Origin of the sequence: Bdellovibrio bacteriovorus (genome assembly GCF_041888015.1) — a bacterium.
Classification (GTDB): Bacteria; Bdellovibrionota; Bdellovibrionia; order Bdellovibrionales; family Bdellovibrionaceae; genus Bdellovibrio.
In genome coordinates this window covers 603,763-629,305 of record NZ_CP168968.1, presented here as the reverse complement: position 1 = coordinate 629,305, position 25,543 = coordinate 603,763, and the positions used below count along the sequence as shown (strand labels likewise).

The 25,543-nt window shown below is 49.3% G+C and carries 22 protein-coding genes; 13 read left to right on the top strand and 9 right to left on the bottom strand.

The genetic code is table 11. From position 1 onward, the window contains the following. Nucleotides 1–102: 102 nt before the first annotated feature. A complete protein-coding gene (locus tag ACES2G_RS03135) occupies nucleotides 103–1,020 on the top strand; it encodes an alpha-ketoglutarate-dependent dioxygenase AlkB (RefSeq protein WP_374001314.1) in 918 nt (305 codons plus the stop codon). On the opposite strand, the gene ACES2G_RS03130 is transcribed toward ACES2G_RS03135, so the two are convergent. Continuing rightward, a complete protein-coding gene (locus tag ACES2G_RS03130; protein ID WP_374001313.1) occupies nucleotides 992–2,521 on the bottom strand; it encodes a hypothetical protein in 1,530 nt (509 codons plus the stop codon). The genes ACES2G_RS03135 and ACES2G_RS03130 overlap by 29 nt on opposite strands. Before the next feature lie 288 nt (nucleotides 2,522–2,809). Between ACES2G_RS03130 and ACES2G_RS03125 the strand changes: the two genes are divergently transcribed. The 6 genes from ACES2G_RS03125 to ACES2G_RS03100 all read left to right on the top strand — a co-directional run bounded on the left by ACES2G_RS03125 (nucleotide 2,810) and on the right by ACES2G_RS03100 (nucleotide 8,325). Further along, on the top strand, nucleotides 2,810–4,084 hold the full coding sequence (locus tag ACES2G_RS03125) for a Glu/Leu/Phe/Val dehydrogenase (RefSeq protein ID WP_374001312.1): 1,275 nt from the start codon (nucleotides 2,810–2,812) through the stop codon (nucleotides 4,082–4,084). Between the two features lie 32 nt (nucleotides 4,085–4,116). Continuing rightward, complete coding sequence (locus ACES2G_RS03120) at nucleotides 4,117–5,103, top strand: quinone-dependent dihydroorotate dehydrogenase (RefSeq protein ID WP_374001311.1); 987 nt, start codon at nucleotides 4,117–4,119, stop codon at nucleotides 5,101–5,103. Continuing rightward, complete coding sequence (mutT, locus tag ACES2G_RS03115; RefSeq protein WP_347359378.1) at nucleotides 5,090–5,551, top strand: 8-oxo-dGTP diphosphatase MutT; 462 nt, start codon at nucleotides 5,090–5,092, stop codon at nucleotides 5,549–5,551. The genes ACES2G_RS03120 and mutT overlap by 14 nt, the downstream gene beginning before the upstream one ends. After that, nucleotides 5,539–6,651, top strand: coding sequence for a hypothetical protein (locus tag ACES2G_RS03110; RefSeq protein WP_347359377.1), 1,113 nt, complete (start codon nucleotides 5,539–5,541; stop codon nucleotides 6,649–6,651). The genes mutT and ACES2G_RS03110 overlap by 13 nt, the downstream gene beginning before the upstream one ends. Before the next feature lie 3 nt (nucleotides 6,652–6,654). Continuing rightward, nucleotides 6,655–7,914, top strand: coding sequence for a glycosyltransferase family 4 protein (locus ACES2G_RS03105; protein WP_347359376.1), 1,260 nt, complete (start codon nucleotides 6,655–6,657; stop codon nucleotides 7,912–7,914). A 114-nt stretch (nucleotides 7,915–8,028) separates the two neighbouring features. Continuing rightward, nucleotides 8,029–8,325 (top strand): HU family DNA-binding protein, encoded by a 297-nt coding sequence (locus tag ACES2G_RS03100; protein WP_262553466.1) that lies wholly within the window; start codon nucleotides 8,029–8,031, stop codon nucleotides 8,323–8,325. A gap of 51 nt (nucleotides 8,326–8,376) precedes the next feature. Here the strand turns inward: ACES2G_RS03100 and ACES2G_RS03095 are convergent, their stop codons facing one another. From ACES2G_RS03095 to ACES2G_RS03065, 7 genes are all read right to left on the bottom strand, one after another. After that, nucleotides 8,377–8,658, bottom strand: a complete 282-nt coding sequence (locus ACES2G_RS03095) for a hypothetical protein (RefSeq protein ID WP_374001310.1) — start codon at nucleotides 8,656–8,658, stop codon at nucleotides 8,377–8,379. 172 nt (nucleotides 8,659–8,830) lie between these two features. Beyond that, nucleotides 8,831–10,780, bottom strand: a complete 1,950-nt coding sequence (locus ACES2G_RS03090) for an ABC transporter permease (protein ID WP_374001308.1) — start codon at nucleotides 10,778–10,780, stop codon at nucleotides 8,831–8,833. Next, nucleotides 10,777–11,775 carry an efflux RND transporter periplasmic adaptor subunit gene (locus tag ACES2G_RS03085; RefSeq protein ID WP_374001306.1) on the bottom strand — a complete coding sequence of 333 codons (999 nt, stop codon included), beginning with the start codon at nucleotides 11,773–11,775 and terminating at the stop codon, nucleotides 10,777–10,779. Before ACES2G_RS03085 ends, ACES2G_RS03090 begins: the two co-directional genes overlap by 4 nt. After that, on the bottom strand, nucleotides 11,772–13,013 hold the full coding sequence (locus ACES2G_RS03080; protein ID WP_374001303.1) for a TolC family protein: 1,242 nt from the start codon (nucleotides 13,011–13,013) through the stop codon (nucleotides 11,772–11,774). Before ACES2G_RS03080 ends, ACES2G_RS03085 begins: the two co-directional genes overlap by 4 nt. A gap of 139 nt (nucleotides 13,014–13,152) precedes the next feature. Next, nucleotides 13,153–16,824 (bottom strand): tail fiber domain-containing protein, encoded by a 3,672-nt coding sequence (locus tag ACES2G_RS03075; RefSeq protein WP_374001302.1) that lies wholly within the window; start codon nucleotides 16,822–16,824, stop codon nucleotides 13,153–13,155. Between the two features lie 110 nt (nucleotides 16,825–16,934). After that, the gene (gene epmA, locus ACES2G_RS03070) at nucleotides 16,935–18,146 is read right to left on the bottom strand and encodes an EF-P lysine aminoacylase EpmA (protein ID WP_374001300.1); all 1,212 of its coding nucleotides are present in this window, start codon (nucleotides 18,144–18,146) and stop codon (nucleotides 16,935–16,937) included. Nucleotides 18,147–18,158: 12 nt separating this feature from the next. After that, nucleotides 18,159–18,395, bottom strand: coding sequence for a hypothetical protein (locus tag ACES2G_RS03065; protein ID WP_374001298.1), 237 nt, complete (start codon nucleotides 18,393–18,395; stop codon nucleotides 18,159–18,161). Nucleotides 18,396–18,589: 194 nt separating this feature from the next. Here ACES2G_RS03065 and ACES2G_RS03060 point away from each other — a divergent pair, with 194 nt between their 5' ends. The 4 genes from ACES2G_RS03060 (at nucleotide 18,590) to ACES2G_RS03045 (ending at nucleotide 22,232) form a co-directional block, all read left to right on the top strand. Beyond that, on the top strand, nucleotides 18,590–20,014 hold the full coding sequence (locus ACES2G_RS03060) for a TldD/PmbA family protein (RefSeq protein WP_374001297.1): 1,425 nt from the start codon (nucleotides 18,590–18,592) through the stop codon (nucleotides 20,012–20,014). A 9-nt stretch (nucleotides 20,015–20,023) separates the two neighbouring features. Then, entirely contained in the window at nucleotides 20,024–21,361 is a 1,338-nt protein-coding gene (locus ACES2G_RS03055) for a metallopeptidase TldD-related protein (RefSeq protein WP_347359322.1), read from the top strand. A gap of 8 nt (nucleotides 21,362–21,369) precedes the next feature. Further along, the gene (locus ACES2G_RS03050; protein ID WP_347359321.1) at nucleotides 21,370–21,693 is read left to right on the top strand and encodes a DUF4286 family protein; all 324 of its coding nucleotides are present in this window, start codon (nucleotides 21,370–21,372) and stop codon (nucleotides 21,691–21,693) included. Nucleotides 21,694–21,758: 65 nt separating this feature from the next. Continuing rightward, on the top strand, nucleotides 21,759–22,232 hold the full coding sequence (locus ACES2G_RS03045; protein WP_347359320.1) for an actin-binding protein: 474 nt from the start codon (nucleotides 21,759–21,761) through the stop codon (nucleotides 22,230–22,232). Nucleotides 22,233–22,310: 78 nt separating this feature from the next. On the opposite strand, the gene ACES2G_RS03040 is transcribed toward ACES2G_RS03045, so the two are convergent. Next, nucleotides 22,311–23,168: a class I SAM-dependent methyltransferase gene (locus tag ACES2G_RS03040; RefSeq protein ID WP_374001295.1), complete on the bottom strand. Its 858-nt coding sequence runs from the start codon at nucleotides 23,166–23,168 to the stop codon at nucleotides 22,311–22,313. A 129-nt stretch (nucleotides 23,169–23,297) separates the two neighbouring features. Between ACES2G_RS03040 and ACES2G_RS03035 the strand changes: the two genes are divergently transcribed. Beyond that, complete coding sequence (locus ACES2G_RS03035) at nucleotides 23,298–23,630, top strand: hypothetical protein (RefSeq protein WP_347359318.1); 333 nt, start codon at nucleotides 23,298–23,300, stop codon at nucleotides 23,628–23,630. A 116-nt stretch (nucleotides 23,631–23,746) separates the two neighbouring features. Then, entirely contained in the window at nucleotides 23,747–25,504 is a 1,758-nt protein-coding gene (locus ACES2G_RS03030) for a hypothetical protein (RefSeq protein ID WP_374001294.1), read from the top strand. Nucleotides 25,505–25,543: the final 39 nt, after the last annotated feature.

Sequence of the window (25,543 nt, the reverse complement as noted above, 5' to 3'; positions counted from 1 at the left end):
CGAAGCTGATATGGCTCTTTTGTAGCCCATGGGGGCAGGACTGTCACCCCTAAAACCCCGGACTTGGCTCTGAGGCCGCCCTCATGATAGAACCCTCAACCTATGTTTAAACCCAAAGGCAAGTTTCAAGGCAAATCTCCTGCGCATAAAGGCGCCCCCGCCCGCAACCAAGGGGCCGAGCGTTCCTCGGAAAAAAGCCTGCCCTACGGGTTGATCTATAAACAAAACTACATCTCAGCGCGCGAAAAAACCGAGATCCTGGAATACCTCCGCACACTTTATCCGATCTGGGAAATGCGCTATTCGAAAAACAATCCCCCACCGGATAATCAAAAACAGCGCTCTCTCTTGCGTCCCGTGTACTGGCTGGGGAACTGGCAGTTTGCCTGCCTGAACTATTACCACCCACCGAAAGGGATCTACAACCGCTGTGTAACGGCCGAGGGCTACCCGCCAATCCTGGAATATCTGATCCAAAAAATTGAAGGCCTCGTTCACGAAACTTATGCTCCGCGCGACATCCCTCGCGGCTGGCATCTAAATACCTGCTTGATCAATTATTATGGCGATCAAATCGGTGAAGACGGCAAAAAGAACGACTGCGCCCGCGTGGGTGAACACAAGGATTTTGAACCGGGACCCGTGGCTTCGATTTCATTCGGTGAACGCGCCTTCTTCCAGTTTGTTTCCAGTCAGGGGACAGAATCCAAATCCAACGTAGTCTTCCAGCAGTGGCTTGAAGACAGTTCGTTACAAATTTTCGGTGGGGATAAATTCAAAAAGCATCTGTTCCATCGTGTTCAGCGCGTGGACCGCAAAGAAAGTCACGTTTTCCCGCTAAATGAAATCACCAACTTTGAAACACGAAGAATCAACTTCACGTTCCGCTATGTTCCTGATGAACATATCACGCCCTTCAGCCGACTGCCCGCCGAGGCCAAAGAAGATATCAGCGGGTACATGGCAAAGCTCGCCGAGCGTTCGGAATTCTTTAAAGAGCAACTGGCCAAACAGCCTTAAGGGTCGCCTTGCCTTTGTTCTGATCAATGGAAACTTTTAAATTCTGGTTCAACCAGCGTACAATCATTTCCTGCTCGGACGCCGTCATATCCTGATTCAGGAAACGGAAATCAAACTGTGAAAGCGGCAGGCTAAGGTTCATGGATTTCTCTTTACCCTTGGCATTCTCGACTTCCAGGGCGATGGTTACAAAACCAGATTTCTTGCCCGGCTCTTCCACCTCAAAACGCACAAGCGATCCCTGATCAAAGAAGCCCTTCCACTCATCATCCGACAAATCCACATCCAAATGACGTTCGCTCATCTTAAAATCCGGAGAGTGCGAAAGAATATAAGACTGGAACAAAGATGTCAGAGCAGACCAGTCATAGGGTACCGGAAGCGTGCAATGCACTCCTTGCGGTAACTCCACAACCCGGATATTTTTGCTATCCACTTTCAGCTCTTTGTTTTGCAATTGCTGAGCGTTCAAATCGTAAGGAACTGCCGGATCTTGTTCGGTTGCATAAATCAGGACAGGTTCTTCAACTTGTTTGTAAAAGCGCCAGAAGTCATTCAGCTCCCAGAAGTGGGTACTATCCTCCACCCCTGGCGGCAATTTTACAGAGTTCACATAGGAAAGGCCCCCATGATAAGTGCGGGCAATTTCGGAAATGGCTTTGCTCAAGTAAGAAAAGCTTTCGAAACTTTCCAGAGCAGGCAGCTTGCTATCAAGACCTTTCAGACGCTGACGACTCCACAAATCCACAAAGGCCGACTTCACCCCGCTGTGGGTCAGGCTTTCCATCGTCGCCCGCAAGTTCACCACCGGACACAAAGCCGTGAAAGAGTTGATCAAAGGTCCGCGCTTCGGTGAATTGTATTTGTTCAACAAGGAAGAATACAAAACGCCATGCCCGCCCAGGCTGATACCAAAAAGATGAATGCTGTCCACCAACTGCGACAAGGGCTCCACCGGATCTGTCAGCAAACGAGCCACCTGAATATTTTGAATGCCTTCGTCATATCCCCCGAAAGAGAAGCGACTGTTGTTGGCCACAAAATCCGGGCTCGACATATTCTCAAGCATCAAAACATTGAATGGCGATTGCTCAAAGAGCATCATCATCCAGGCACGCTCGGGCTTGAAATCTTCGACATTCGAAAAGATTCCCAGACGCACGATCACCAGTGGACGACGTTTCATGTCCCCCTTAAGTCCCAACAAACCTTTAAGCTTCACATTGCCTGGCAAGTTGACGACCACTCGGCGCAAGAAAGGATGCCCCTGAGGATTGTACTTCATCGTCATCATACGACGGACGTTTATCAGCCATCCATCATCCCCCGTTTCAAGCTCCGCACGACAATCCTGGAAATATTTCTGAACCAAAGCCCCTTGCAATTGAACGGACTTTTGGACGCGAGGATCCTGCAGTCGTGCGGCCCACACCTCGGGCGCACAGGCTGTGGACATCAACTTAGGCTCCCCCGTCGGAATCCAACTGATGATATTGCTCATTATGAAATTCAACGGCTCCGGATAACGCCCCGGGCTGTCTGCCAAAAGAGGAGAGTTGTCCCCGGGGAAACTGATGCGAGAGCTTTGAAACTGTTCAAGAAAAGCTCGTTGCGGGTTGGCGGCAAAGACGTTGGAGCTGACGACAATAAGGCTGAAAAAACAAAACCACGACCGAAGCATAGGCCTCATTGTGGCCAAAAAGAATCATTGAGTCATCACCTTTTTCCGGAGTGACTTTGAGTTTTTACTTCAATAAAATTTTTCGGTGTACTTAAGGAGACACACATCATGGAACACAAGATAGAGCCTCTTTATGACGGACCTCTTTTCCGAAACGCCATCCAAACTCTCGACGAAGCTGCCAAAATTATCAACTGTGATCCCAACATCCTTGAGCGTCTGAAAAGACCTCGTCGTTGCATCACTGTTTCCGTTCCTGTACGCATGGACGATCACAGTGTGAAGGTTTTCACAGGCTATCGCGTGCAGTACTCTCCAACATTGGGCCCTTACAAAGGCGGCATCCGTTATCACCAAAATGTAGACCTTTCTGAAGTTGTCGGCCTTGCGGCTTTGATGACTTTCAAAAACTCTGTTCTTGGTCTTCCTTTGGGTGGTGCAAAAGGTGGTATCACTGTTGATCCCACAAAACTTTCTCGCACTGAAAAACAAAACCTGACTCGTCGTTATGCTTCTGAAATTGGTCCTTTCGTTGGACCAACTAAAGACATCCCGGCTCCGGACGTGGGCACAGATCCACAAACAATGGCTTGGTTCATGGACACTTACTCTCAAGAACACGGTGGCTTTGCACAACCAGGTGTTGTGACTGGTAAACCAGTGGAAGTCGGTGGCTCTTTGGGGCGTAACCACGCAACCGGTTTAGGTGTTGTGTATGTTGCCGAAAAAGCTTTCGAAGTTTGTGGGATGAGCCTGAAAGGCGCGTCCATCGCGATCCAGGGTTTTGGTAACGTGGGCTCCTTCGCTGCGAAATTCGCCTTTGAACGTGGTGCTCGCATCGTGGCTGTCAGTGATGTTTCCGGTGGCATCTTCAACGGTGAAGGTCTGGACATCAATGATGTTATGGAATACATCAAGGCTCACAAATTCCTGAAGGGCTATCCAAAAGCTTCACCAATCAGCAACGAAGAACTGCTTGAAGTGAAGTGTGATGCTTTGTTCCCGTGCGCGTTGGAAAACCAAATCGACACTCACAACGCAGAAAAAATCCAGGCAAAAATCATCGTGGAAGGCGCTAATGGTCCCGTGACCAACGCCGGAACCAAGATCCTTCACAAACGCGGTGTTTTCATTGCTCCGGATGTTATCGCCAATGGCGGAGGCGTGATCGTTTCTTACTTTGAATGGGTTCAGGACACCATGTCCTTCTTCTGGGATGAAGAAGAAATCAATGGCCGCCTGAAAGGCATCATCACAAAGGCCTTCGACAAAGGATATTCTTTGGCGAAAGAAAAGAACGTCGACATGAGATCTGCGGCAATGGCAGTTTCTGTTCAACGTCTTGAGCGCGCGATGCTTTTGAGAGGCTTGTACCCTCGCTAAGGCGCCGGGCACAGGATGTGGGACTGGACTTCATGAAAAAACCTTGGCTTCTTTTACCACCCCAGTGGGCTCATGACCTGAGCTCACTGGCCCTACCTGCCTACGCACTTCTTCACGGCAGAAAAACCCCACACTGGAACAGCTTCACTTGGCGCGATCTGCACTTCCCCAACCCATTGGGCATTGCGGGCGGGGTCGATAAAAATGCAGAACACTTGAAAGAGTGGTGGGCCTTGGGCTGTGGCTTCGTCGAAGTCGGAACAGTCACTCCGCGTGCGCAATCACCGAATCCCGGAAAAATCATGGATCGTGACCTGAATCTTCAGGCCATGTGGAACAAGATGGGCTTCCCCAGTCATGGCGCGGATGAGGTGTTTTACAATCTGGCGCACTATGCTCCAAACTATCGCACCCCTATTTTTGTAAATATCGGAAAAAATCGTCATACTCCCAACAACAGTGCCGTGAATGACTATCTGACTTTGGTGGATCAATTCCGCCCGTTTGCGGACGCCTTTGTTGTGAATATCTCCAGCCCTAACACGGCAGGCTTGCGAGATCTTCAGAAAAAAGAAAATCTGCGTGCCTTGATTTCACCGATCATGGATCGCGTCTCTCACTTTGAACCCACACCTGTTTTGGTGAAACTGTCCCCGGACATGGGTGATGAGGGTTTGGCAGAAGCCGTTAGTAACTGCCAGGAGCTGGGTGTTGATGGCTTTGTTTTGACGAACACCACATTATCCCGCCCCGAGAGCTGTCATTTCCCGGCAGAAGGTGGACTTTCCGGAGCTCCGCTAAAGAATCTTTCCAAGCGCGCCTTGGAAGTTGCTGTTCAAACTTTAGGCAAAAAACGCGAAGGACTGCTTTTAGTCAGCGTTGGGGGCATTATGAGCCCAGAAGATGTCTTTGAAAGATTGCAAATGGGCGCAGATCTTGTTCAAATTTATTCTGCACTTGTTTTCCATGGACCCGGTTTTTTCCATAACGTAGCAAGAAGGTATAATGACGGACGATAGCGCAGTAGAGACAAAACCCAAAAAATCTAAAATCCGCAAGGGTCATTGGATTCCTGTGGTGGCTGGTTTTTTGCGCAAAGACGGTAAAATTCTTGTCGGTCAACGTCCTGAAAACAACTCTCTGGCTGGCCAGTGGGAATTCCCTGGCGGCAAAATCGAAAATGGCGAAACCCCTGAAGAAGCTTTGGCTCGTGAACTAAATGAAGAGCTGGGTATTGAGGCCGAAGTCGGCGAACTCAAGCTGGCTTGCACCCATTCCTACGGAGATGTAGGGATTCTCATATTATTTTATGAAATCCTATACTGGAAAGGCGAACCCCGTGCCAAGCATCACATGATGCTGGAATGGATTCATCCGGAAGAACTCAAACACCGCAATATTCCGGAAGCCAACCGCAAGATCTTACATAAGATCTACAAAGCTTTAGGACTTGAATGGCGAAAATAATACTGGTGAGCAAACATGTGAATGCGACTTCCTGGCAGCTTGCACAAGCTCTGAAGGCGCAACAGCATGAAGTGGTTCTGCTGACCAGTTACGGCGAAGCCCCCCGCGACACCAGCGGCATCGAGTTCATGGGTTATTTCAAAAAATGGAGCTTTCTGGAAGGCATCCGCATCATCCCGGGTCTTTTCGGCCTGCAACCACAGATCCTGCATGTCCTTTTGGATGAAGACCGCATGAGTCCCGCACAAATGGTGCTTTCGACTTTCGCAAAATCTCATCCCACTTGTGTTTTGACGACGTCTCTTTTGAATATCCGAAAAGGCCTCAGTCGCAGAAATCCGGTCCGCTATCTGATCGAGGAAAGTGACATCATCACATGCCCCACGGTTGAAGCTTTGGGATTACTGCGTGGACTGGATGTTCGTTCCAACCGTCAAGGGCGTGGGATTCTGCCGCCGGTTCTGGATCTTAAAGCGACTCCTCCGACAGAAGAAGCCATCGACAGCAGTGAACTGCATTTACTGGAAACTTTGGCGCAGAAACCTTATGTCGTGATTCCCTTCAATGAACCTCGCTTCAATCCGGAATCGGAAAGCTTCATCCGTCTGCGCACGGTTGCACAAAAGTATAAAGTGGCCCTGTGGGGAACCTATTCCCACTGGTCCCTGCGTGATCGCAAAAAATTCGCGGCCTGGATGAACGAGTTCCAATGTGGTGATCGCTGGATTCTGACTGGACCTCTGTCTGCCTCTTTGACTCAGAACCTTCTTCAAAAAAGCACGGCTTTGATGCTCGCAGGACAACAGTTCACCCCCGTTGAAATGACGGAGTACTATCTGCGCGCAATTCAGTCTCAGGCCGTATTGATTCTGGACTCGCGCCAGACCAGTGTGCATTCCGATCTTTGGAAAAACACCGTGAACTGCTGGGTTCTGAATCACGGTCAGTTGCAAAAAGACCTCATCAAACTTTTGGCCAAAAGCCATCTGAAACTGCCGGAATCCCTGTCTGAAAAACTGGCTGAAGACCGCCATCTGATCGACTCTTCGATGAATGAACTCAATCGTCTGTACAACAAGGCCTTGAATCATCTAAGATAGGACATGGTCAAAAAGTCCCGCCTGCCGGAAACACTTAATATCTGCCTGACATCCCATCGCTTTCCGATTCTCAGTCGCGCGACCGACCATGGTTTCTTGTGGCCTATCGCCAAGGGCTTGGCTCGTGAAGGACACAAAGTCACCGTTCTTGCTGCCAGCTCAGCCATGAAAAAGCCCGAAGTATTTCGTGACGGCGTGAAAGTTCACTATCTGTATGAAGGCGAAAAAAATCTTTCGCACTTAAGCTTTCAAATGGCGGTTCGTCAGAAGTTTGCACAACTGCATAAAGAAGATCCGTTTCATATTCTTCACAGTATCGACAAATCCGGCTATCGCGTTGGCACTCGCAAGAAAAACCTCAATGTCGCCATGGCCTACGATGTGGAGGCGACTCAGATGTCCCAGCTTTTTGCCATTCTGGCAATGAAGCAGGAAACCTTAAGCAGTATGCTGACCACTGGAATCGCCACGGCCTATAAATTCCTGACCACCTACTATGGCGGTGACCGTCAGTTGCTTTCAACCGCCGATGGGATTTTTGTCACCAATCCCCAGCAAAGAATCATTCTGGAAAGATACTATTTGTATCCGGATTTCCATACCTACACGGTGCCTTATGGCATTGAACTGGGGGATTTAAATCCAAAAGAAAAGTCTCTGGAACTTAGAAAAAAGCTGGGCATTCCTGAAAACGCCCATGTGGCCGTGTCGATCACGGACATGACCGAAGTGCAGGAAGTGATTCCTTTGCTGCGGGCTTTTGAAAAAGTCGCCATCAAAAAACCAGGAAGTTATCTTTTACTGGTCGGCAACGGTCCGAAGTTCAAAGACATTGAATTTCAGGTGCTAAATCTGGCCCTGGGCAATCGCGTGATTATGACAGGTGCGGTTCCCACCGGGGAACTGGAAGATTATATCGTTTTGGGCGATGTTTTCGTGAATATGGGATCGCGTACCACCGGGTTTGAGCCCTCCACCCTAGAGGCCATGGCTCAAAAAAAGGTCGTTTTGGGTTCGGAAGTGTCCCCAATTGCCAATATCATTGAAGATGGCCGTGACGGCTTCCTTTTAAGGCCGGCCGATGTCGACTCTATGAGTAATTTGCTGGTAGAGATCTTTTCCGGCACAATGCCAGCAGAAGAAATCGGTGAAAGGGCCCGCCAGAAGGTCGTTGACCTGTTTGACACCCCGAAAATGGTCCAGTCAGTCCTTGATGCTTACCGTAAAATCCTGCTCAATACGGGCTTGTATAAGAAGCATTGAGTTAAATCATTGAAAAGTGGTAGTCAGCCCCCTTCTCTTCTGTATAATCGAGAGTGTTATCAATACTTTAAGTAGGTCAGTTGAGATCTTGGAAGTTCTGAAGGACGCGAGAACATGACAAAAGCGGATTTGATTAATTTAATCTCTGAAAAAGCGGGCATCACCCGTGTAAAAGCAGAAACCGTAGTGAACACCATTTTTGATTCTATGGTTGAAGCTTTGATGCGCGATGACCGTATCGAAATCCGTGGTTTTGGTTCCTTTGTGAATCGTCAATACGGTGCTTACAAAGGACGTAACCCTCGCACGGGTGAAATCATCAACGTTGATGAAAAGAAATTGCCGTTCTTCAAAGTCGGTAAAGAGTTAAAAGAAGATATCAACGGTGGCCCGGACGACGGCCAGGAATAAAGAAAGGGAGCTTTAGCAGCTCCCTTTTTTATTTTCTGCGAATGAAGCAGATTACTTACAAGTCGTGTAGTTCACTTGATAGAAGTATTCAGAATCCACAAAAGTCGTCACGCAAGTATAAGATTTTCCGTTGTAAGCACGAACTGTGGTTTGCACAGCCAAATCAGCTCCGGCAACACTTACAAATTTGTGACCTTCGATAGCGGCGATTCCTTCATCAAAACCCAAAACGTCATAAACACTTTCGTTGGTCATGGTGTAGATCTCTTTCATTTTTCCGGCAAATGCAGGAGCAGAAACAAACACCAAAGCAGCAATCAAAAGACCTTTCATATGGGAACCTCCGTTAGAATTTAAAAAAGATGCCCCTTTCTAACGGAGCCCCCTCAAATAAAACAGTCAAGATTCCCTTTTTGAAAAAGGTTCCTGGTTCTTTTTCGGGTCTACAGCGCGTTTAACGCAGCATGGACCCAAAAAAGAACCGGGAACCTTTTTTTACCCGTTTTTACTCGTAGCGGAGGGCTTCTATGGGATGCAGTTTCGAGGCTTTCGATGCTGGATAGCTACCGAAGACGATTCCGATCAGGGCTGAGAATCCAAAAGACAACAAGACGGAAGACGGTGAAACCACTGTGGTCCATCCGACCACTTTGGAAATGAAGAGTGAGAAGCCCACTCCCAAAGCGATTCCTAATAAGCCGCCGCACACGCTGACCACGATGGATTCCGCCAGGAATTGCAGCAGAATATCACGGCGGCGGGCACCTATGGCCTTGCGCAGACCAATTTCCTTGGTTCTTTCCGTCACAGAAACCAGCATGATGTTCATGATTCCAATACCGCCGACGACCAGAGAAATCGCCGCGATGGATGCCAGCAACATCGACATGGTCTGACTGGTGGAATTCAAGGCCTGCTGAATGTCCGCCATGTTAAAGACGTTAAAGGCATCACCTTGCGCTGACACCGGAACACGATGGCGTTTGTTCATCAGCTCCTGCAAAGAATCCTGTACATCGGGAATATCCTTGGCGTCGCGAACTTCAATATCCACTGAGTCCACATAGTTCTTTCCGAACAGACGATACATCGCTGAAACCACCGGAACCAGGATCCGATCATCCTGATCCTGCGGCCCTGCCGCGCCTTTTTCAGGTAGAACGCCGATCACACGGAAGTTGACCTTGTTGATTTTAATCATTTCACCGATAGGGGATTTTTCACCAAACAGCTCGCGCGCCACCGTGGTTCCAATAACTGCCACCAAAGCCCGGCGCTGATTTTCTTCTTCCGAGAAAAAACGCCCATAGATCGGAGTGCTGGAACGCATTTGCTCATAAGCCGGAGCCACCCCCATCACCGAAGTGTTCCAGTTCTTATTCAAATAAGTGATCTGTCCGCGACCGGACGACGAAGGCGAAACATCCTTGATCGTGCGAATTTGATTTTTGATAGTCGCCACATCATCCAGAGTGATGCGAATGCGCACGCCGGATTCCTGAACCACACCACCCACACGCACATTGCCCGCGCGCAGAACCAGTAAGTTTGAACCCAAGGAAGACAATTGCTTTTCAATCGACTGTCGCGCTCCGGTTCCCAAAGCCAGCATGCCGACAACCGCGGCCACCCCGATCAGAATCCCCAGCATGGAAAGGCCCGAGCGGACCTTGTTCGCCGCCAGAGTTTGAAAGCCCTGATGAAGATGCTCTAACATTTCGCGCACGGGAAACTTAGCGGCACGGGGTTCACGCGGTTTCTTTTCAATGGGTGAAGAACTTAGCGATTGAAGTCTTTCATCCGACTGAATCACTCCGTCACGCAGACGGATCAGGCGCTTGGCTTGATGACCAATTTCCTCTTCGTGCGTGACTATAATGACAGTGATTCCCTGCGCATTAAGCTGGCGCAGAATATCCATGATTTCTTTTTCACTTTTCGAATCCAGATTCCCCGTCGGCTCATCGGCAAAAACAATCTGCGGATTATTAATCAACGACCGCGCAATGGCGACTCTTTGCTGTTGTCCCCCGGAAAGTTCGTTGGACTTGTGATGAATTCTGTCGGCCAGTCCCACTTTTCCCAGCAGTTCCTGCCCTTTTTCAAAGTCAAAACCGTCTTCGCTGTAGATCAGTGGCAAAGACACGTTTTGCCAGGCTTCCATTCGGGGTAAAAGGTTGAACTGCTGGAAAATAAATCCGACTTCTTCACGGCGAACCACGGCCAGCTCATCTTCACTAAGACTTGCGACCTCACGACCGTTCAGATTGTATGAACCACTGGTGGGAATATCCAGCAAACCCAGAATATGCATCAAGGTGGACTTACCAGAGCCAGAAGGCCCCATGATAGCCACAAAATCCCCCCGCTCAATCTGTAGACTGATGCCCTTTAGCACATCCACAGTTTGATCACCCATTTTATAGGATTTGCGAATGTCCTTGATTTGAATCATGGTCCACCTGGCCCACCAGAGCGTTGCCCGCTTCCACTTCTTTGACGGGAACGTGACGGTGGCCCGAAGGGATTTGTCCCCTGTGCAGCCTTGTCTCCCAGTCTGAATTCCGTCGCCAATATGGTGTCAGATTCATCCAGCCCCTCGACAACTTCCGTGTTTTTACCGTCTGTAATTCCGGTGCGGATTTCGCGCATCACGCCCTCTTTGGAATTGGGCTTCTTCACCAGAATCATGGTGCGCCCTTCACTGACTCGCAGGGCTTCACTTGGCACAATCAGAACGTCCTTCTTTGCAGCGATATTAAAAGTCACGTTGGCCGTCATCCCGCTTCGCATGAAGTCAGGGGTTTCAACGGGAATCACATCGACCAGATAGGTCGTCACGCTGTTCACCGTCGTTGCATCAAAGGCAATTTGATCCACCGTTGCAGGCAAGGGACTTTGCGGATAGGCATCCAGAACAATCGTGGCCTTGGCTTTCAACTTGATCTGCGCAATGTCCGTTTCATCCACCTGAGCTTTCACGGTCAGACGATCTGACATCACAAAGATGGCGTCCGTGGTCGTAAAGGTCTGGCCTGGCTCGACATTTTTCAGAATCAAAGTTCCTGAAATCGGCGCCATCACCGGAGTTGCCAGATAAAGCTCGGACCATTTTTTGTATTCTTCTGCCCCCTGGGCACGAGCGGCATCCAACATGGCTGCACGTTCGGTGGAACTCATCCACGCCAGAATCTGTCCTTTGCGGATCTGCTGCCCTTCTTTTACCAGAATCTGTTCAATGCGACCGGCAACAGGCGCTTTGATTTCCAAACGGTTTTTGGGCTGCACGGTTCCCGTCGCCAGAATTGTGATTTCCAGATCACCGGTAGTGACCGGGATCTCACGATATTTCGGAGTCTGGGCTTTTTCTTTGTTCCAGAAGTAGTATCCGCCCCCGGCCAGAATGATCACCACGACAGCAGAGAAGATGATTTTCTTGGATGATGTCATTGCAGAACCCCCACACCTTGAGTTTTTTCCCAGTTGGCTTCTGCCACAACCCGGTCACGACGTTTCAGTGTCTGATCTTTCTGATAGGAAATCAGATCGTTTTCAATTTTATCCCAGTCATCAAAACTGGAAAGGCCGTTATTGTATTTGCTACGTCCGATTTCAGCCCGAACAGCCCCGGCTTCCACAAAGGCATCACTGACTTTCACCTGCTCCACGGATTCCGTGTATTCTGCAAAGGCTTGGCGCAATTGGGCGATCAGTTCCAGCTCGGAATTCTTCCAGTTATTTTCCGCTACCAGCTTTTGTGCAAACGCACTTTTTTGCGTGAAGTAATCCTTACCACCCGAAAATAGCGACCACGACAACGTGGCTCCGACACTCCAGCGATCCCGATCCGGGAAAAAGTCTTCTCCGGTTTTACCCACAGATCCCGAAAGATCCAAAGAGGGTAAAAACTCCGAACGGGAGTTTTTCAAACTCGCCTCAGCACTTTGAATCTGTCCTTGTGCTTGCAAAGCCCCCGGTGTTTGCCGGGCCAGACTTCCAAAAGCAGGTGTGGCCGCCGATGGTGTATTTTCAGGAACTCGTCCCTGCACTTCGATGACCTCATCCGGAGCCAAACCCAGAACGCGAATCAAAGAACTGTGCGAAGTCTGATAAAGATTTTCCGCCTTTAAAACATCCAATTGCGCCTGCTTCAAATAAGCCTTGGATAAAAGAACCGAACCTCTGTTTTCCCGGCCACTTTGAAAGCGCAGTTCCACCATATTCAGATTGTCAGCGCGGCGTTTTTGGATGCTTTTGGAAAGTTTCAAAGAATCCTGAGCATACACCACACTGGCAAAGATGGATTTCAAGTCATAACTTAATTTGGCTTTCACTGTACGCAGGTTGGCTTCAGCAACCTTGACCTTGCCTTCTGCTTCAGAAATCCGGGCGCTGTCAGAAAAACCATTGAAAAGATTCTGGGTGGCATTCAAGGTCGCAGAATACCCCTCATTGTCCAGCATATCCGTTTCCCCTTTTTGATATCCCAGATTGGCAGAGATCTGCGGCAAATAGTTGCCGTACAAAGCCCTCATCTGGGACTGTACAGATTGCAGGTTCTGTTCTGCCGAAATCAGTTCAGCATTGTTCTTTTTCAGAATTTCCAAACAGTCAGCAAATGAATAAGTCGCAGCTCTGCACGAGACAGAAACGAATATCAGAATCAGGAAAACTATGGTTTTTTTCATCACTCTAAATCCTACAGACTTTATTGCAACCCTCACTGAAGAGTGAGTCAACTGTCTTAGGATAATCAATGAGTGATGGTGAACTATGGAAGGACCTTCAGTTCGCCGAAGGTCCAGATATTATCTTATATCGGGGACCTTACTTTTCCTCTTTGCAGAAGGCAAGGTCGGCATCCTTGTCACAAAGAGCCTTCTTAATGACCGCAATTTCTTCGACTTTCACTTTGAGACGCTTATTTTCCTCTTTCAAAGAGGCGACTTCACGTTTCTGCTGGGACAACTCATTGCGTATTTCCTGCGAATCACCCAACCACTTTGCATGAAGTTCTTTAATTGCTTCAATCAATGGTGCCACCAGATTCTGATAGGCCACAGACTTGTAGCCGCTGGCATCGGTTTCCACAACTTCCGGGAAGACTTTTTCCACTTCCTGTGCAATCAACCCCATCTGCTTGCTTTGGTCTTTGTTTTCGTCTTTCCAGTAATAAGTCACGCCTCGCAGATTCAGAATGTCATTCAAAGCGCCATCAACCTCGACTATGTCTTTTTTAAAACGCAGATCCGAAGACTGAGTCAACGTTCCCGTCAATGTCGCATTCCCGGTGGTGTAAAGACTGAAGTAACAAACCCCGACGGCAAAACACATGGAGTTTGCTCCCAGCGGAGCGGCCGTGGAAGAAGACAGCCATCTCCACTGCTGGCCTCCGGCGGCGGTGTTGGCATTAATGATGGAAGTATATTGTGCATTCGATGATACATGCAAAGGAGCCGTGGGATTATTTGTCCCAATTCCCAAATAACCCGTGCTGGTCAAACGCATTTTTTCCGACATCGCAACGCCCGATTGCTTATAGGCAAAGCGCAGATTGTCGGTCGGATCATCGCCAAAATAAAGTGTGGTATCACCATCGTTTGTAGTGTTTGGATCCCCATCGCGATCCCACAAAGTCAGACCACCAAAGTCATTGGCTGATCCGTAAACGGAAATCCCCAGTCCCGTGTTATCCGCAGTGGTTCCCAGATATAAATCCGCGACCGTGAACTTGGTCAGTGGCCCTGTCAAACCCACCCCAATCATTCCTGTCCCGGTGACCGTCATTCGCGGCGTATCATCCGTCACCAAATGCAACGGGTGCGCGCTGCCAGTTCCCACTCCAAAATTCGCTGCCGGAGAGGTCGTGTAAGTTCGCAGCATCACCGAGTCCGCCTTCGGAATACTGGAGGCACCCCAAGTTCCGGTCATGCCCGTGCCATAGGAAATCAACTGGGCCCCTGCGCCATCGGTTTCAACATCAATAGCGCTCGCCGCTCCGTCAGCAACACTGGCATTACGAATTAATAAAGCTGTATCCAGGGCTTGATCTTTTTGAATATGAACATGCTTGATCGGAACAGAAACGCCGACACCGACAAAGCCTTGCGAAGTCACACGCATTTTTTCTGTAGCAGAAGCACCGGTCATGGTCACTATACCCAAGGCCCCGTTGATCGTACTTGGAGTCGTGCTATCCCAAACCGTCTCGGCATAAGCACGCAAGCCCGCGGCTTCGACAAAACCTGCACCGTTATAAGCCCGTGACTGAATGGATCCCGTCAGACTTCCAGCAGGCATCACAGCAGGTGCCGCCGCAGTTCCATGAGATCGGTTCATAATCAAAGCCGGTGTGTTTGTCGCAGAATAAGTGAAGATACCAATATCATCATTCGCGTCCCCGACCCCGTCATTGACCAGACTCAACCCTGATGAGGGATTCGTTGTGCCAATTCCCAAGCGTCCTGCCGTCGTCAAAGCCATGCGAGCGGTTCCGTCCGTCACAAATTGCAGATTTTGCGCATCCGTGGTTCCAATGTTTGCAACAGCCCCGAAGGCATTGCCCCCCAGCTTGAAGTAGCTGCTGTCGTAAGCGCCCGCCGGAAGATCCGCAGCCGCGATTGTTCTAAACGAAGGCGCCCCGCTGGCCCCAGCAGGTGCTGCAAAAAAGGTCTTCGCCGTCTGTGTGCCAAAGTTCACTTTGCCAGAGGCAATGGTTCCCGAGATATTGGATTCTGTGATGGAAATATTCTGACACGTGAAAGTGTCCGTCAAAGAAGACCAGTTCAAAGTCTTATCCGCGGCACACGAAGAACCCGGTAAGATTGTATTTCCCGGTGTCACCGTTGAACGAATATCAGCAAGGCTTAAGAAGTTGGGTACATACTGAGCCCCATCATAGCGAAGCAATTGCCCGGCAGTTGTGGGTGCCGTCGCTGAAATCGCTTTTCCACGTAGCTTCACCACGTCGGGATTTGGATAGGTTCCATCCAAATCACCACCAGCAGTTCCCGCAGGCGCAACACCTGAAATGGTCACTTCAGTCACGGCTGTCAAGCGCCCTTGCGCATCCACCGCAAACTGTGGAACTTTCGTCGCAGTTCCATAAGTTCCTGCGGCGACAGTCGTGTTAGCCAAACTCAAAGTGACAGCTCCGGAAGAACCTCCTCCGGAAAGACCTGTGCCCGGATTGACGGACGTGATCGTCCCGCCTGTTCCCGTGGCACTGATCGTGATACCACCGGGACCATTATTGATACTCACACCACTGCCCGCACTCAAAAGCGCTGCCTGCGGAGCATCCCCTGTTTTACCAATCAAAATCTGACCATCTTCCAAAGCAGGGGCTTCAACAATTTTTCCAGCAATGGAAATCATCAGACGGTTGTTGTTAAGTGCCGTCCCACTTCCCGTTCCCCCTTGGGAAACCGGAAGGACTCCGGTTATACCACTGGCTTTGCCAGAGATATCGCCGGAAATCTTAGCTCCGGAAATCGAACCTGAAATCTGTGTTTCTGCAATCGTCAAAGTCTGACATTCAAACTTGTTGGCCGGAGTCACAAACACCACCGCCTGTCCCGCCGTACAAGCCGCCGCAGGTAGAACCGCCGAAGAGAGCTTGTCTCCCAAACTGGTATCCAGTCCCGAAATATCGGAAGAGCTTAAGGTCACAGGCTCCCAAGTATTTGATCCATTCAGTTTTAAAACCTGTCCTGGGGTCGCAGCCGTGGCGCTGATATTCACGCCACGGATTTTTTCAGCATTCAAGAAACGACTGTCATCACCAGCAGCCAAAGTTCCCGCTGTTGCACCCACGACCGCCGACACCGTTGGCAATGAAGCCGTGCCACTTTTACTTAAGTACGGCCCGGTGACAGCGATATCTGCCACCATCCCTGCGCCGCCCGCATCGTTTTTACAAAGGAAATTTGTTCCATCATAAGTGAGGTACTGTCCGGTCGCACACGAATTGAAAGATGTCTTTAAGACAAAATCGGTTGGAAGTTTGTCACCCAATTTTGAAGATGAATACGAATAGCTGGCAAAAGGAACAGAACGAATGATGTTATTAGGAGTGATTGCCTTCCATCCCACACCATCATGGAATTGCACTTTCAGCACGCGCACTTCATCTATGCCAGGAGTGTAAGGCGTCGCCACACCAGAGCAAGTGTGTTCCAGCGAGTTATTAAACACATCACGAAGACCATAGTTCGCCGTACTGGGATAAAGTTTCGTGCCTTCGCCAATGGCGATATCAAAGACCCCCTTGGAGCCCTGCATGTTCACACCATCACGCTGTTCACGATAGAAGATGCAGGAACCACTGGCATTGGTGATTTCAAAGGCGAAGCTGACGTTATTAAACTCCAGTGGAGTCCCGTCCGATTTTACTATTCGCCCTTGATAGTTCAAGGTCGCAGGTGTGGCCGAGGCCACGGAAGCCATTCCGATAAGAATGGAGCATATCATTCCAAAACGTTCCGTAATTGTTCCCATGTAGAACTTTACGGCCTTAACATGTTGAATCTTTAACTACATTTCCAAAGGATAATTCGTAATTGCTCCGCTCTGTTCCACGTCATTTCAGACGCAAAACAAGAGGCGTCTCAAAGAGGGAAAAGACGCAAAGATGAGATGTCCGAGATATTGGTCAAAGCCATGAAAAGACGTTCCACCCCTAAAGCAATCCCCCCGGACGGAGGCATCCCCGCCTCCAGACACTGGAAGAACTCCGGGTCCAGAGAGATCTCTTCTTTCTTCATTTCGTTTTTTTTCTGCAAGTCCTCGGCAGAACGCAAACGCTGAACTTCGGGATCATTCAGTTCATGGAAGGCATTGCACAACTCAAGACCTTTCCAGTAAGCCTCAAAGCGGTCACCCCAACCGTCCGAGGTCAATCGCGCCAAGGCCGCCTGATACGGAGGATATTTTTCCACGAAGATAAGTTCATCCGCTGGCAACTGAGTTTCAATCTTATCCATAAAGATCAGGAAAAAATAATCATCAATGCTTTCAGCGCTGCGAACATCGACGCCGCATTTTTCTGCCAAAGCTTTCAGTTCGTCTTTTGAGGTGTCCGGTTTCAAATCAAAACCACAGTGCATTTTAAAAAGTTCGGCCACAGAGTACGAGCGCACGGCTTTCGGGACAGGAACACCCAAAGCCTTCGCCAAAGTCTGCACCAGTGAAATCATGTCTTCTTTGATTAAAGTCAGGTTGGCGTAGGCTCGATACCACTCCAACATCAAAAACTCCGGCTGATGACGTTCCGTCACCTCACCGTTACGGAAACACGGTGCCAGCTCAAAGATCTTTTCAGCCCCCAAGGCCAAAGCTTTTTTCAAATGCAATTCAGGACTGGTGGGCAAAAATAGCTTTTGTTTTCTTGAACCCACTTTCAGTTCAGTCGAAAACACATCCAGACTGGGCTCCGTTCCCGGGCACACAACCAGACTGGGGGTTTTTAGCTCTACAAAGCCCTGATCGACGAAAAAAGCCCGCAAAGCCTTCAGGTAAAGGCCCCACTGTGTTGTCAGTTCTTTATTCCAGGAACGATTCGGCAACGACTGACGTTGAGGAGCCAATAACATCAGTTCATCGCCAGAAATCACAGCCACCAAATCACCTTCAATCAGGTGTTCGGAATAAGGCGGGGCTTTTTCAAAGTGAATTTTGTGTATTTTGGAATCACGGTGAAGGGTCAGTTTCAGGCCGCCGTCTTCCCGTTCGATTTGATAAATGCGCCCGGCCGCCTGAGCATTGTCAGGCATTGCGGGATAAGCGGGCCAAATCTGGGTTAAGTATTCATTCCGATTCAAAGCCCTGCCACTTTAGCGGCAAAGGCCCTGATCACGCAAGGAATCAAGCTGGGACAGGATAGAATCCAGGTCATTCGCGCCGTAAATGACATCTTCGTTCACTACGATACGGTGCTTCACCCAAGCTCCGTCAAAAAGACCTTCGCTTTGCATTCTGCAACTGGGAGCTTCCAAGGTCGCGGCCTCGGCATTGAGGTGAACAACCATCATCATGAAACCTGTTGCCATTGCCGCTAGAAATACTCTCATAATCTCCCCCTTCTTGTTTGGCCATGAACTGGTTCCTTATGGCACCAGTGACCTCCTTGGATTTATATAAAGCAAACGCCTTGCCAGAACATTTTGACCCCTTTTTTCACCTTCTCCCTCTGGGGTTGTATTTTTGCCCCGCTTCCGCTATGGAAGTGCTTAATTCCATTTAACTATTCAAAAAAGGACTGTGGATGCTTCACCTTGAAAGAACCATGAACTCCCTGAAAGGGGCGGCTGACTGGATCAGTTTGCGTCACGTGACTGAAAAAACCACCTTCCGCACCGTGCGCGATGAAAAACCAGATCGCAATCACATCTCTTTCGATCAAGGGGTCATGGTCGAGGTTCTTGTGGACGGACACTTCGGTTTTGCTGGCACCAGTGACCTGAGTGAAAACGGTATCAAACGGGCTTTGCACAAAGCCGTATCCATCGCCAAAGCTGCGGCCTTGCACAAGGTTCACTCTTTCAGCGCAGAACACCGTCCAACGGCCGAGGGCAAATACAGCTCTCCGGTGGTAAAATCTTTGGATTCTTTTTCTGCCAAAGAAATTTCGGATATTTTTGTCGATGCCACTCGTGCCATGAATGTTTCTGACAAGATCGTCAGTCGTTCAGCCACGGCCATGATCGTGGAAACTCACTTCCACACTGTCACCTCCAGTGGTTCAGACTTTGAACAGCGTTTTTCTATCGTCAGCACCGATTTCTCGGCAACGGCCGGAGCCGGTGGTGAAATGCAAACTCGCTCCGACAGCGGCGGCCTGGCGCGCTGCCTGCAAATCGGAGCTGAGGTGTTTGACCGGGCTTCGATCATCGACCGTTCAAAAAAGCTGGCTGACGAAGCTGTCGAACTTCTTTCAGCGGAAAACTGCCCGGACACAGCCATGGACTTGTTGCTGGCTCCGGACCAAATGACTTTGCAAGTGCATGAGTCCATCGGTCACCCGCTGGAATACGATCGCATTTTGGGTGATGAAAGAAACTACGCCGGATGGAGCTTCGTAAAGCCGGAAGACTTCGGAAAACTTCAGTACGGCTCCCAACTGATGAATGTGACCTTCGATCCGACCGTGTCCGATGCGATGGCATCTTATGCGTTTGATGATTCCGGTCACAAGGCCACCAAAGAGTTTTTGATTCACGATGGCTTGCTGATGCGTGGCCTGGGCGGCCTTGAATCCCAGTCCCGTCTGAACCTGCCGGGCGTTGCCAACTTCCGTTCGTCCTCGTGGAATCGTGCACCGATTGATCGTATGGCCAACATCAACCTGGAACCGGGCACTTCCAAACTGGAAGATATGATTGCTTCCGTTGAACGTGGCGTGTTCATGCAGGCGAACAAGTCCTGGTCCATTGATGATTATCGCAATAAATTCCAATTCGGCTGCGAATACGGAAAGCTGATTGAAAACGGCAAACTGACAAAGACGGTGAAGAATCCAAACTATCGTGGCACGACCGTGAAGTTCTGGAACAACCTGAAGGCGGTCAGCGAAGTGCGCGAGACCTTTGGATCTCCGTTCTGCGGCAAGGGTGAACCGAATCAGGTCATCCGCGTGGGTCACACCAATCCTTACTGCCTGTTTGGCAACGTTGAAGTTTTCGGAGCTTAGGAGATGAGCATGAATTTTACTGAAAAAACAAAAGTCGATTTCAACGCTGTGGCTGATCATCTTTTGGGAAATCTGAAAAAAGGCGAAGAGGCTTTGGTGAATCTTCACGCCGAAGAATCCCTGTTCGTGCGTTTCAACGGCAACAAAGTCCGCCAGAACACGCACGTTGAACAGCGCTCTTTAAGCCTGCAACTGCAAAAAGATAAAAAAACCGCCAACATCACTTTCTCCATCACCGGCGAAATCGAAGAAGACAAAAAACGTGCGGACTTCTGGTTGGAACAAGCCCGTCAAGAATGCGATCTGCTTCCTGAAGATCCCTATCAGGTTCCAGTCACGAACAACGGCACCAGTGACAGCACCTTCAAGGGCTTTTTACTGGCCGATGAAGATGTGATCAAGGCCATCACCACTCCGGCAGCAGGAACGGACCTTGCGGGTCTTTACTGCGCGGGACCCATCATTTCTGCCAATAAAAATTCTCAAGGACAAAGTCACTGGTTCGCGACAGAAAACTTCTTCGTGGATTATTCCCTTTACTTGGGCGAAAAGGCCGTAAAGTCCATCTATGCCGGTACAAACTGGGATCAGAAGGCTTTTGAGGAAAACCTGGCGCAAGCCAAGAACCAACTGAGCCTGATGGATCGTCCGAAGAAAGTTCTGCAACCAGGGGCTTACCGCACTTATCTGGCGCCTGGAGCTGTGGCTGAGCTTTCCACGATGTTTGCCTGGGGGGCCTTGAGCTTTAATGCGTACAAGCAAGGAGCCAGCGCCCTGCAACGTCTCGCCGACAAAGAGCGCACTCTGTCGCCTTTCTTCAACTTGCGTGAAAACTTCGGCATGGGACTGACTCATCAGTACAACTCTTTGGGTGAGCTGGCTCCGGAAACTCTGGATCTGATCAAAGCCGGACAACTGCAAAGCTTCCTGATCAGCAGCCGCTCCGCCAAAGAATACGGAGCCCTCAGCAATGCTGGGGACAGCGGTGAAGGTCCACGGGCGATGGAGATTATGCCCGGCACACTGAAAAAGGACGATATCCTGAAAGAACTGGGAACAGGTCTTTATCTGTCGAACCTGCACTATCTAAACTGGTCGGACCGCCTGAATGCGCGTATCACCGGAATGACCCGCTATGCGTGCTTCTGGGTGGAAAATGGGGAAATCGTGGCGCCGATCGCAGATTTGCGCTTTGACGAGACTCTTTTTGACTGTCTGGGCGCCAATCTTGTTGCTGTGACCGATTTCCAAGAGATCGATCCTCAGGTTTCCACTTATGAAAGCCGTGCTTTAGGTGGCAAAAAAATTCCGGGCATGCTAATCAAGGACTTTAAATTCACTCTTTAAGGGGCGACATGGTTACTTATATTGTTCACATCTCTGTTAGACACGAAGTTTATGGTGAGTACGTTGATTGGCTCAAAAACGAACACATCAGTGAAGTACTTGCTCTACCTGGCTTCGTAAAGGCGGAACTTTGCTTAAGAAAAGGCGGCAACATGGAAGCCTCCAGCAAAGACGTGAAGATCGTTTACACGATCAAAGATGAAGAGGCGATGAAGACCTACATGTCAGAATTCGCCATGAAAATGCGCGAAAAGGGGTTGGAGAAGTTCTCGGGCCAATTCTCTGCTCAACGCGAAGTCTGGCTGGAAACAATTAATTTTACGTCAAAATAGGCTTGAGGGGCTAGGAAATCCCCTCTGAGCGGTGTATGTTGGGAATGTAAACAAAGGAGTCCGTTGTGGCATCTGCAGCTTTCCAAAAAATTCTTGAAAATCTTTCTGGTAACAAAAATGTGCAAAACCTTCTTGAAAGCTTTCAAAAGCTAAGCGACGAGATCAAAAAGAAAGAAGCGGAGCTTAAAGGCCGTTTCGATCAGGAAAAAGACGACAAGATCGAACTTGCCTGGAAGAAGTATCAGGAGATCGTAAAAGTTCTTTCTGTTTCCGAAGCAAAATTGGAAAAAGAAGTGAACAGCACTATTTCTAAAATCAAAAAATCCGCTGACGACTTGGAAAAAAACATTCAGGCTTACAAAAAGAAAGCGATTGTTCAAAAGTCCAAGCTTGAAAAGTCTTTGTTCAAAAAACAAACGACGAAAAAAGCTTCTTCTAAAAAAGCAGCTCCAAAAGCAAAAGCTGCAACGACAAAGAAAGCGACAACTAAAAAAGCTGTTGCTCGTAAAACGACTAAGAAAGTTGCCAAGAAGAAATAAGCTTCTGCCGGCATTTAAAGGTTACAAAAAAGGGAAGGTGCAAAAACCTTCCCTTTTTTTATTTTCCCACTAAAGCCTTTAAGTCATCGCCAGCAGGAAGGCTTCGGCGTTGCCCGCATTTAATCCGTCTGATCGGCTGGCAAAATAGCGCTGATAAATATCCGCACCAGACACATACTGGGTTTTTCTAAAGCCCGCCTGTTTCGCCATCCCCACAATTTCGTCGGGAGCAAAAAGGCTTAAAAACGGAGTCCCCGCCTCGGCGGTTCTTTTCATCACAAACTCCATGACACCCTTTTCCTGCGGTTCTAACAAATCCAGCCCCAGCATAAAAGTCATCGCAAATGTGGAACCTGCCGCGAGCTTCGCCATCTGCTGCAAGGTCGTCATATTTGTTTCCTTGGTCAGATACATGGACACACCCGTGGAAACAATCACCGCAGGTTTTGTCGGATCAAATCCTGCTGCCAACAACTGTTCCGACCACGACTGTCCGGCTTCAAAATCCACGGGCACAAAATGCAATGACTCTGGCATGGTAAAGCCGGCTTCAGCCAGTCGCGTCTGCTTCCAAGCCTGCGGACCCGGCTGGTCCACCTCAAAAATTTGCATTTTTTCCGCCAGTTCAGGACGACGTTGGGCAAAGGTGTCCAAGCCCGCCCCCAGAATCACATACTGGGTGACTCCCAAGCGAGCTTGTTCTTCCACAAGGTCCTCAATCAAGCGGGCTCGTCCCACGATGGAAGCCCGCATCCCTTTGGAAAAATCCGGGTTCATATCCTGACGACTGCGCCAGTTTTCTTCAGGGACAAGTTTTTCCCCGATCACGTCAGAAAAGACATGAGGTGGGGGATCAATCTGTACATGCAGTGCGCGCCACAAGGCCACACGAACCGCCGTATGCTCTGGAGCTAGGAAGTGTTTATCGACCGTCATGCTGTATAGCGTATCGCAAGACACACAAAGAGGTCGAGTCTCAAGTCTTGTTCCACGATAAACTGTGGACAGTTCTTCTTGCGCCCTGAGAGCATAATTATGTTCGAACGTTTTTCAGGGGGAAATATTATGAAACACCTATTGATTTCTTTGGCTGTTCTTCTGTCCGGAGCTGCGGCTCAAGCACAGGATCTTTTCTGCAACTTGAAGGTTAACAACGACGTGATCGCTGACACAAAAGTGACCACCATTCTGGGTAAAAGCGTCGTCTTTGGCGAGTATGGAAACTACAAAGTCAGCGTCCGCGACCTAGGGGCTTCCAAATTCTTTATCGAAGTCTATGAAATCAACGTGTCTCGCACCTATGCCGATGGCGTTTTAAGAACGGAAGATGACGAGATCAAGTGGACCCTGTGGAGCCGTGAAATCCTGATGGAAACAGCCTGCCGCCTGGCGATCTAAGTAAGTCCCTTTCCCGGCAAGGGTGACAGTTTTGGGCCCACCCCCAACACCCTTGCACGCCCATATCAAATATAAGCCATTCTCGAAAAGGCAGGGTCCTTGCTGTATTTCAGAGAATGGTTAAGAAGTTATTATTCTTTAGTTTGTTTGCCCTTCAGCTTCTGGTCACCCCGACTTGGGCAGACTCTTATGACTATGCCCGTATTTTCGATGTCACCTTCAAGGCCATGACCCAAAAGGACCTGTATAAGGCCCTGAATGAATCCGTCCTTCAGCAGAAAAATCCCCTGACTCAAAGTCAGATCGTTTTCCTTCTGAAAAAGAATCCAGAATACATCCGCATCCTTGAGCAAACCGTCAGTCGCTTGAAAGAATCTCAAGCTGAATCTCCGGAAGCCTATACGGCCGCCCTAAAGGACATTAAAGCCCAGTTGAAGGCTGTTATTCAGACGCCTGCTTTCGCGGCCCAACTGGCAGCCTATGAAAGCCCGTCACAACCATTGAAAATGGACCTTCCCGGCGGAGCCCCCGGCTATCGCTCCATGCGCCTGTTCGTCAATCATCCTCACTTGAAAGATGCCACAGATCCCAAAAGCCGCGTTCTGCCTGGCGATGATCTGCGCAAAGTGGTCATCGACTTCATTCGCGGTGCGGAACAGGAAATCTGGTACAATGTTTTTGATTTCGATTTGAAAGTCATCGCAGAGGCCCTTAAAAACCAACACCTTAAAAAAGGTGTGAAGATCACCGGTGGTATCGACGCCGGAACCATCACCGCGCGCCCGGAAGTCAAAGCCATCTTTGATGATCTGGCGACTTTAGAAAGTGAAAACTTTAAAACTGTGGCTGTTCGTTCAGTCGGCTTGAACCATCAGAAAATTATTCTGCGCGATCCATTTGGTCCCAAGGCTGCTGTGTTGTTCCTGTCCGGAAACTTCACACAAAGCTGCATTGGACCTGAAGGTGATCTGGTGGATCTGCCCAAAGAAAAGCGCACCGAATATTCCATCCCGAATGCCAATCATGCTTTGTTGATTCTGGGATCTTTGCCCGCACAAGCAACCAAGGCCGAACTGAAAAAAACTTTGGAGTATAAAATCCGTGGTCAAAGTCAGTACCCGATCAGCGGCAGTTACAAGATTTTCGGCGAAAAGCAAAAGCCCAACGAAGAAGCTCCGTACATCGTTTTGTCCTTCTCTCCGAATGGCGGCGAAGGCGATGTAAATAAAAGCATCTACGTTCCTTTGATCCAAAATACCAAAGGTTCCATCGAAGCTGTGCACTTTGCGTTTTCTTCAAAGCAAATTCAAAATGCACTTTTGGAACGTGCCGCCCGCGACATGCAGGAAAAAGGGCATTTTGATTTCCGCTCTGTGGGTGACACGCCATTTGCCATGCGCGAATGGAGTGCTTTCCTTCTGCTGTCGGGCTTAAAGAAGGATCTTACTTCCGGAAAGTATCTGACTGATGGTGAAGCTCCTATTCTGCAAACTTTGGGTCCTGCCGGTGTTACCGATTTGCAGGATAAAATCAGAACGGCTCCGGCGATCTATGGCGAACGTCATTTCCGCCTGGAAGATGGAAGTGCTGTGAAAACAACGTCCAAGATTCACCACAAGGTTTTCATTTTCCCGGAAGATTCCGTGGCGGTTCTGGGAACTTCGTTCAATCCAAGCGAAAACGCTGAAAACAACAACGAGCAAATCGTGATCGTTAAGGATGCCAATATTGTTCGTCAGGCCCGAGGTCTGTTCGGATATCTGTATAAAAACTCGCCCCGGTCTGTGACGGCAGAAGCCAATCGCCGTAATTTGAAAGCTTTGCCCTCCCCGGACGAGACCGTGGGCGGTGAACCCAGCGAACGGGATCAATAGAAGCTGACAGCGACAGGCCTTTTTGTTAATTTTCACCCT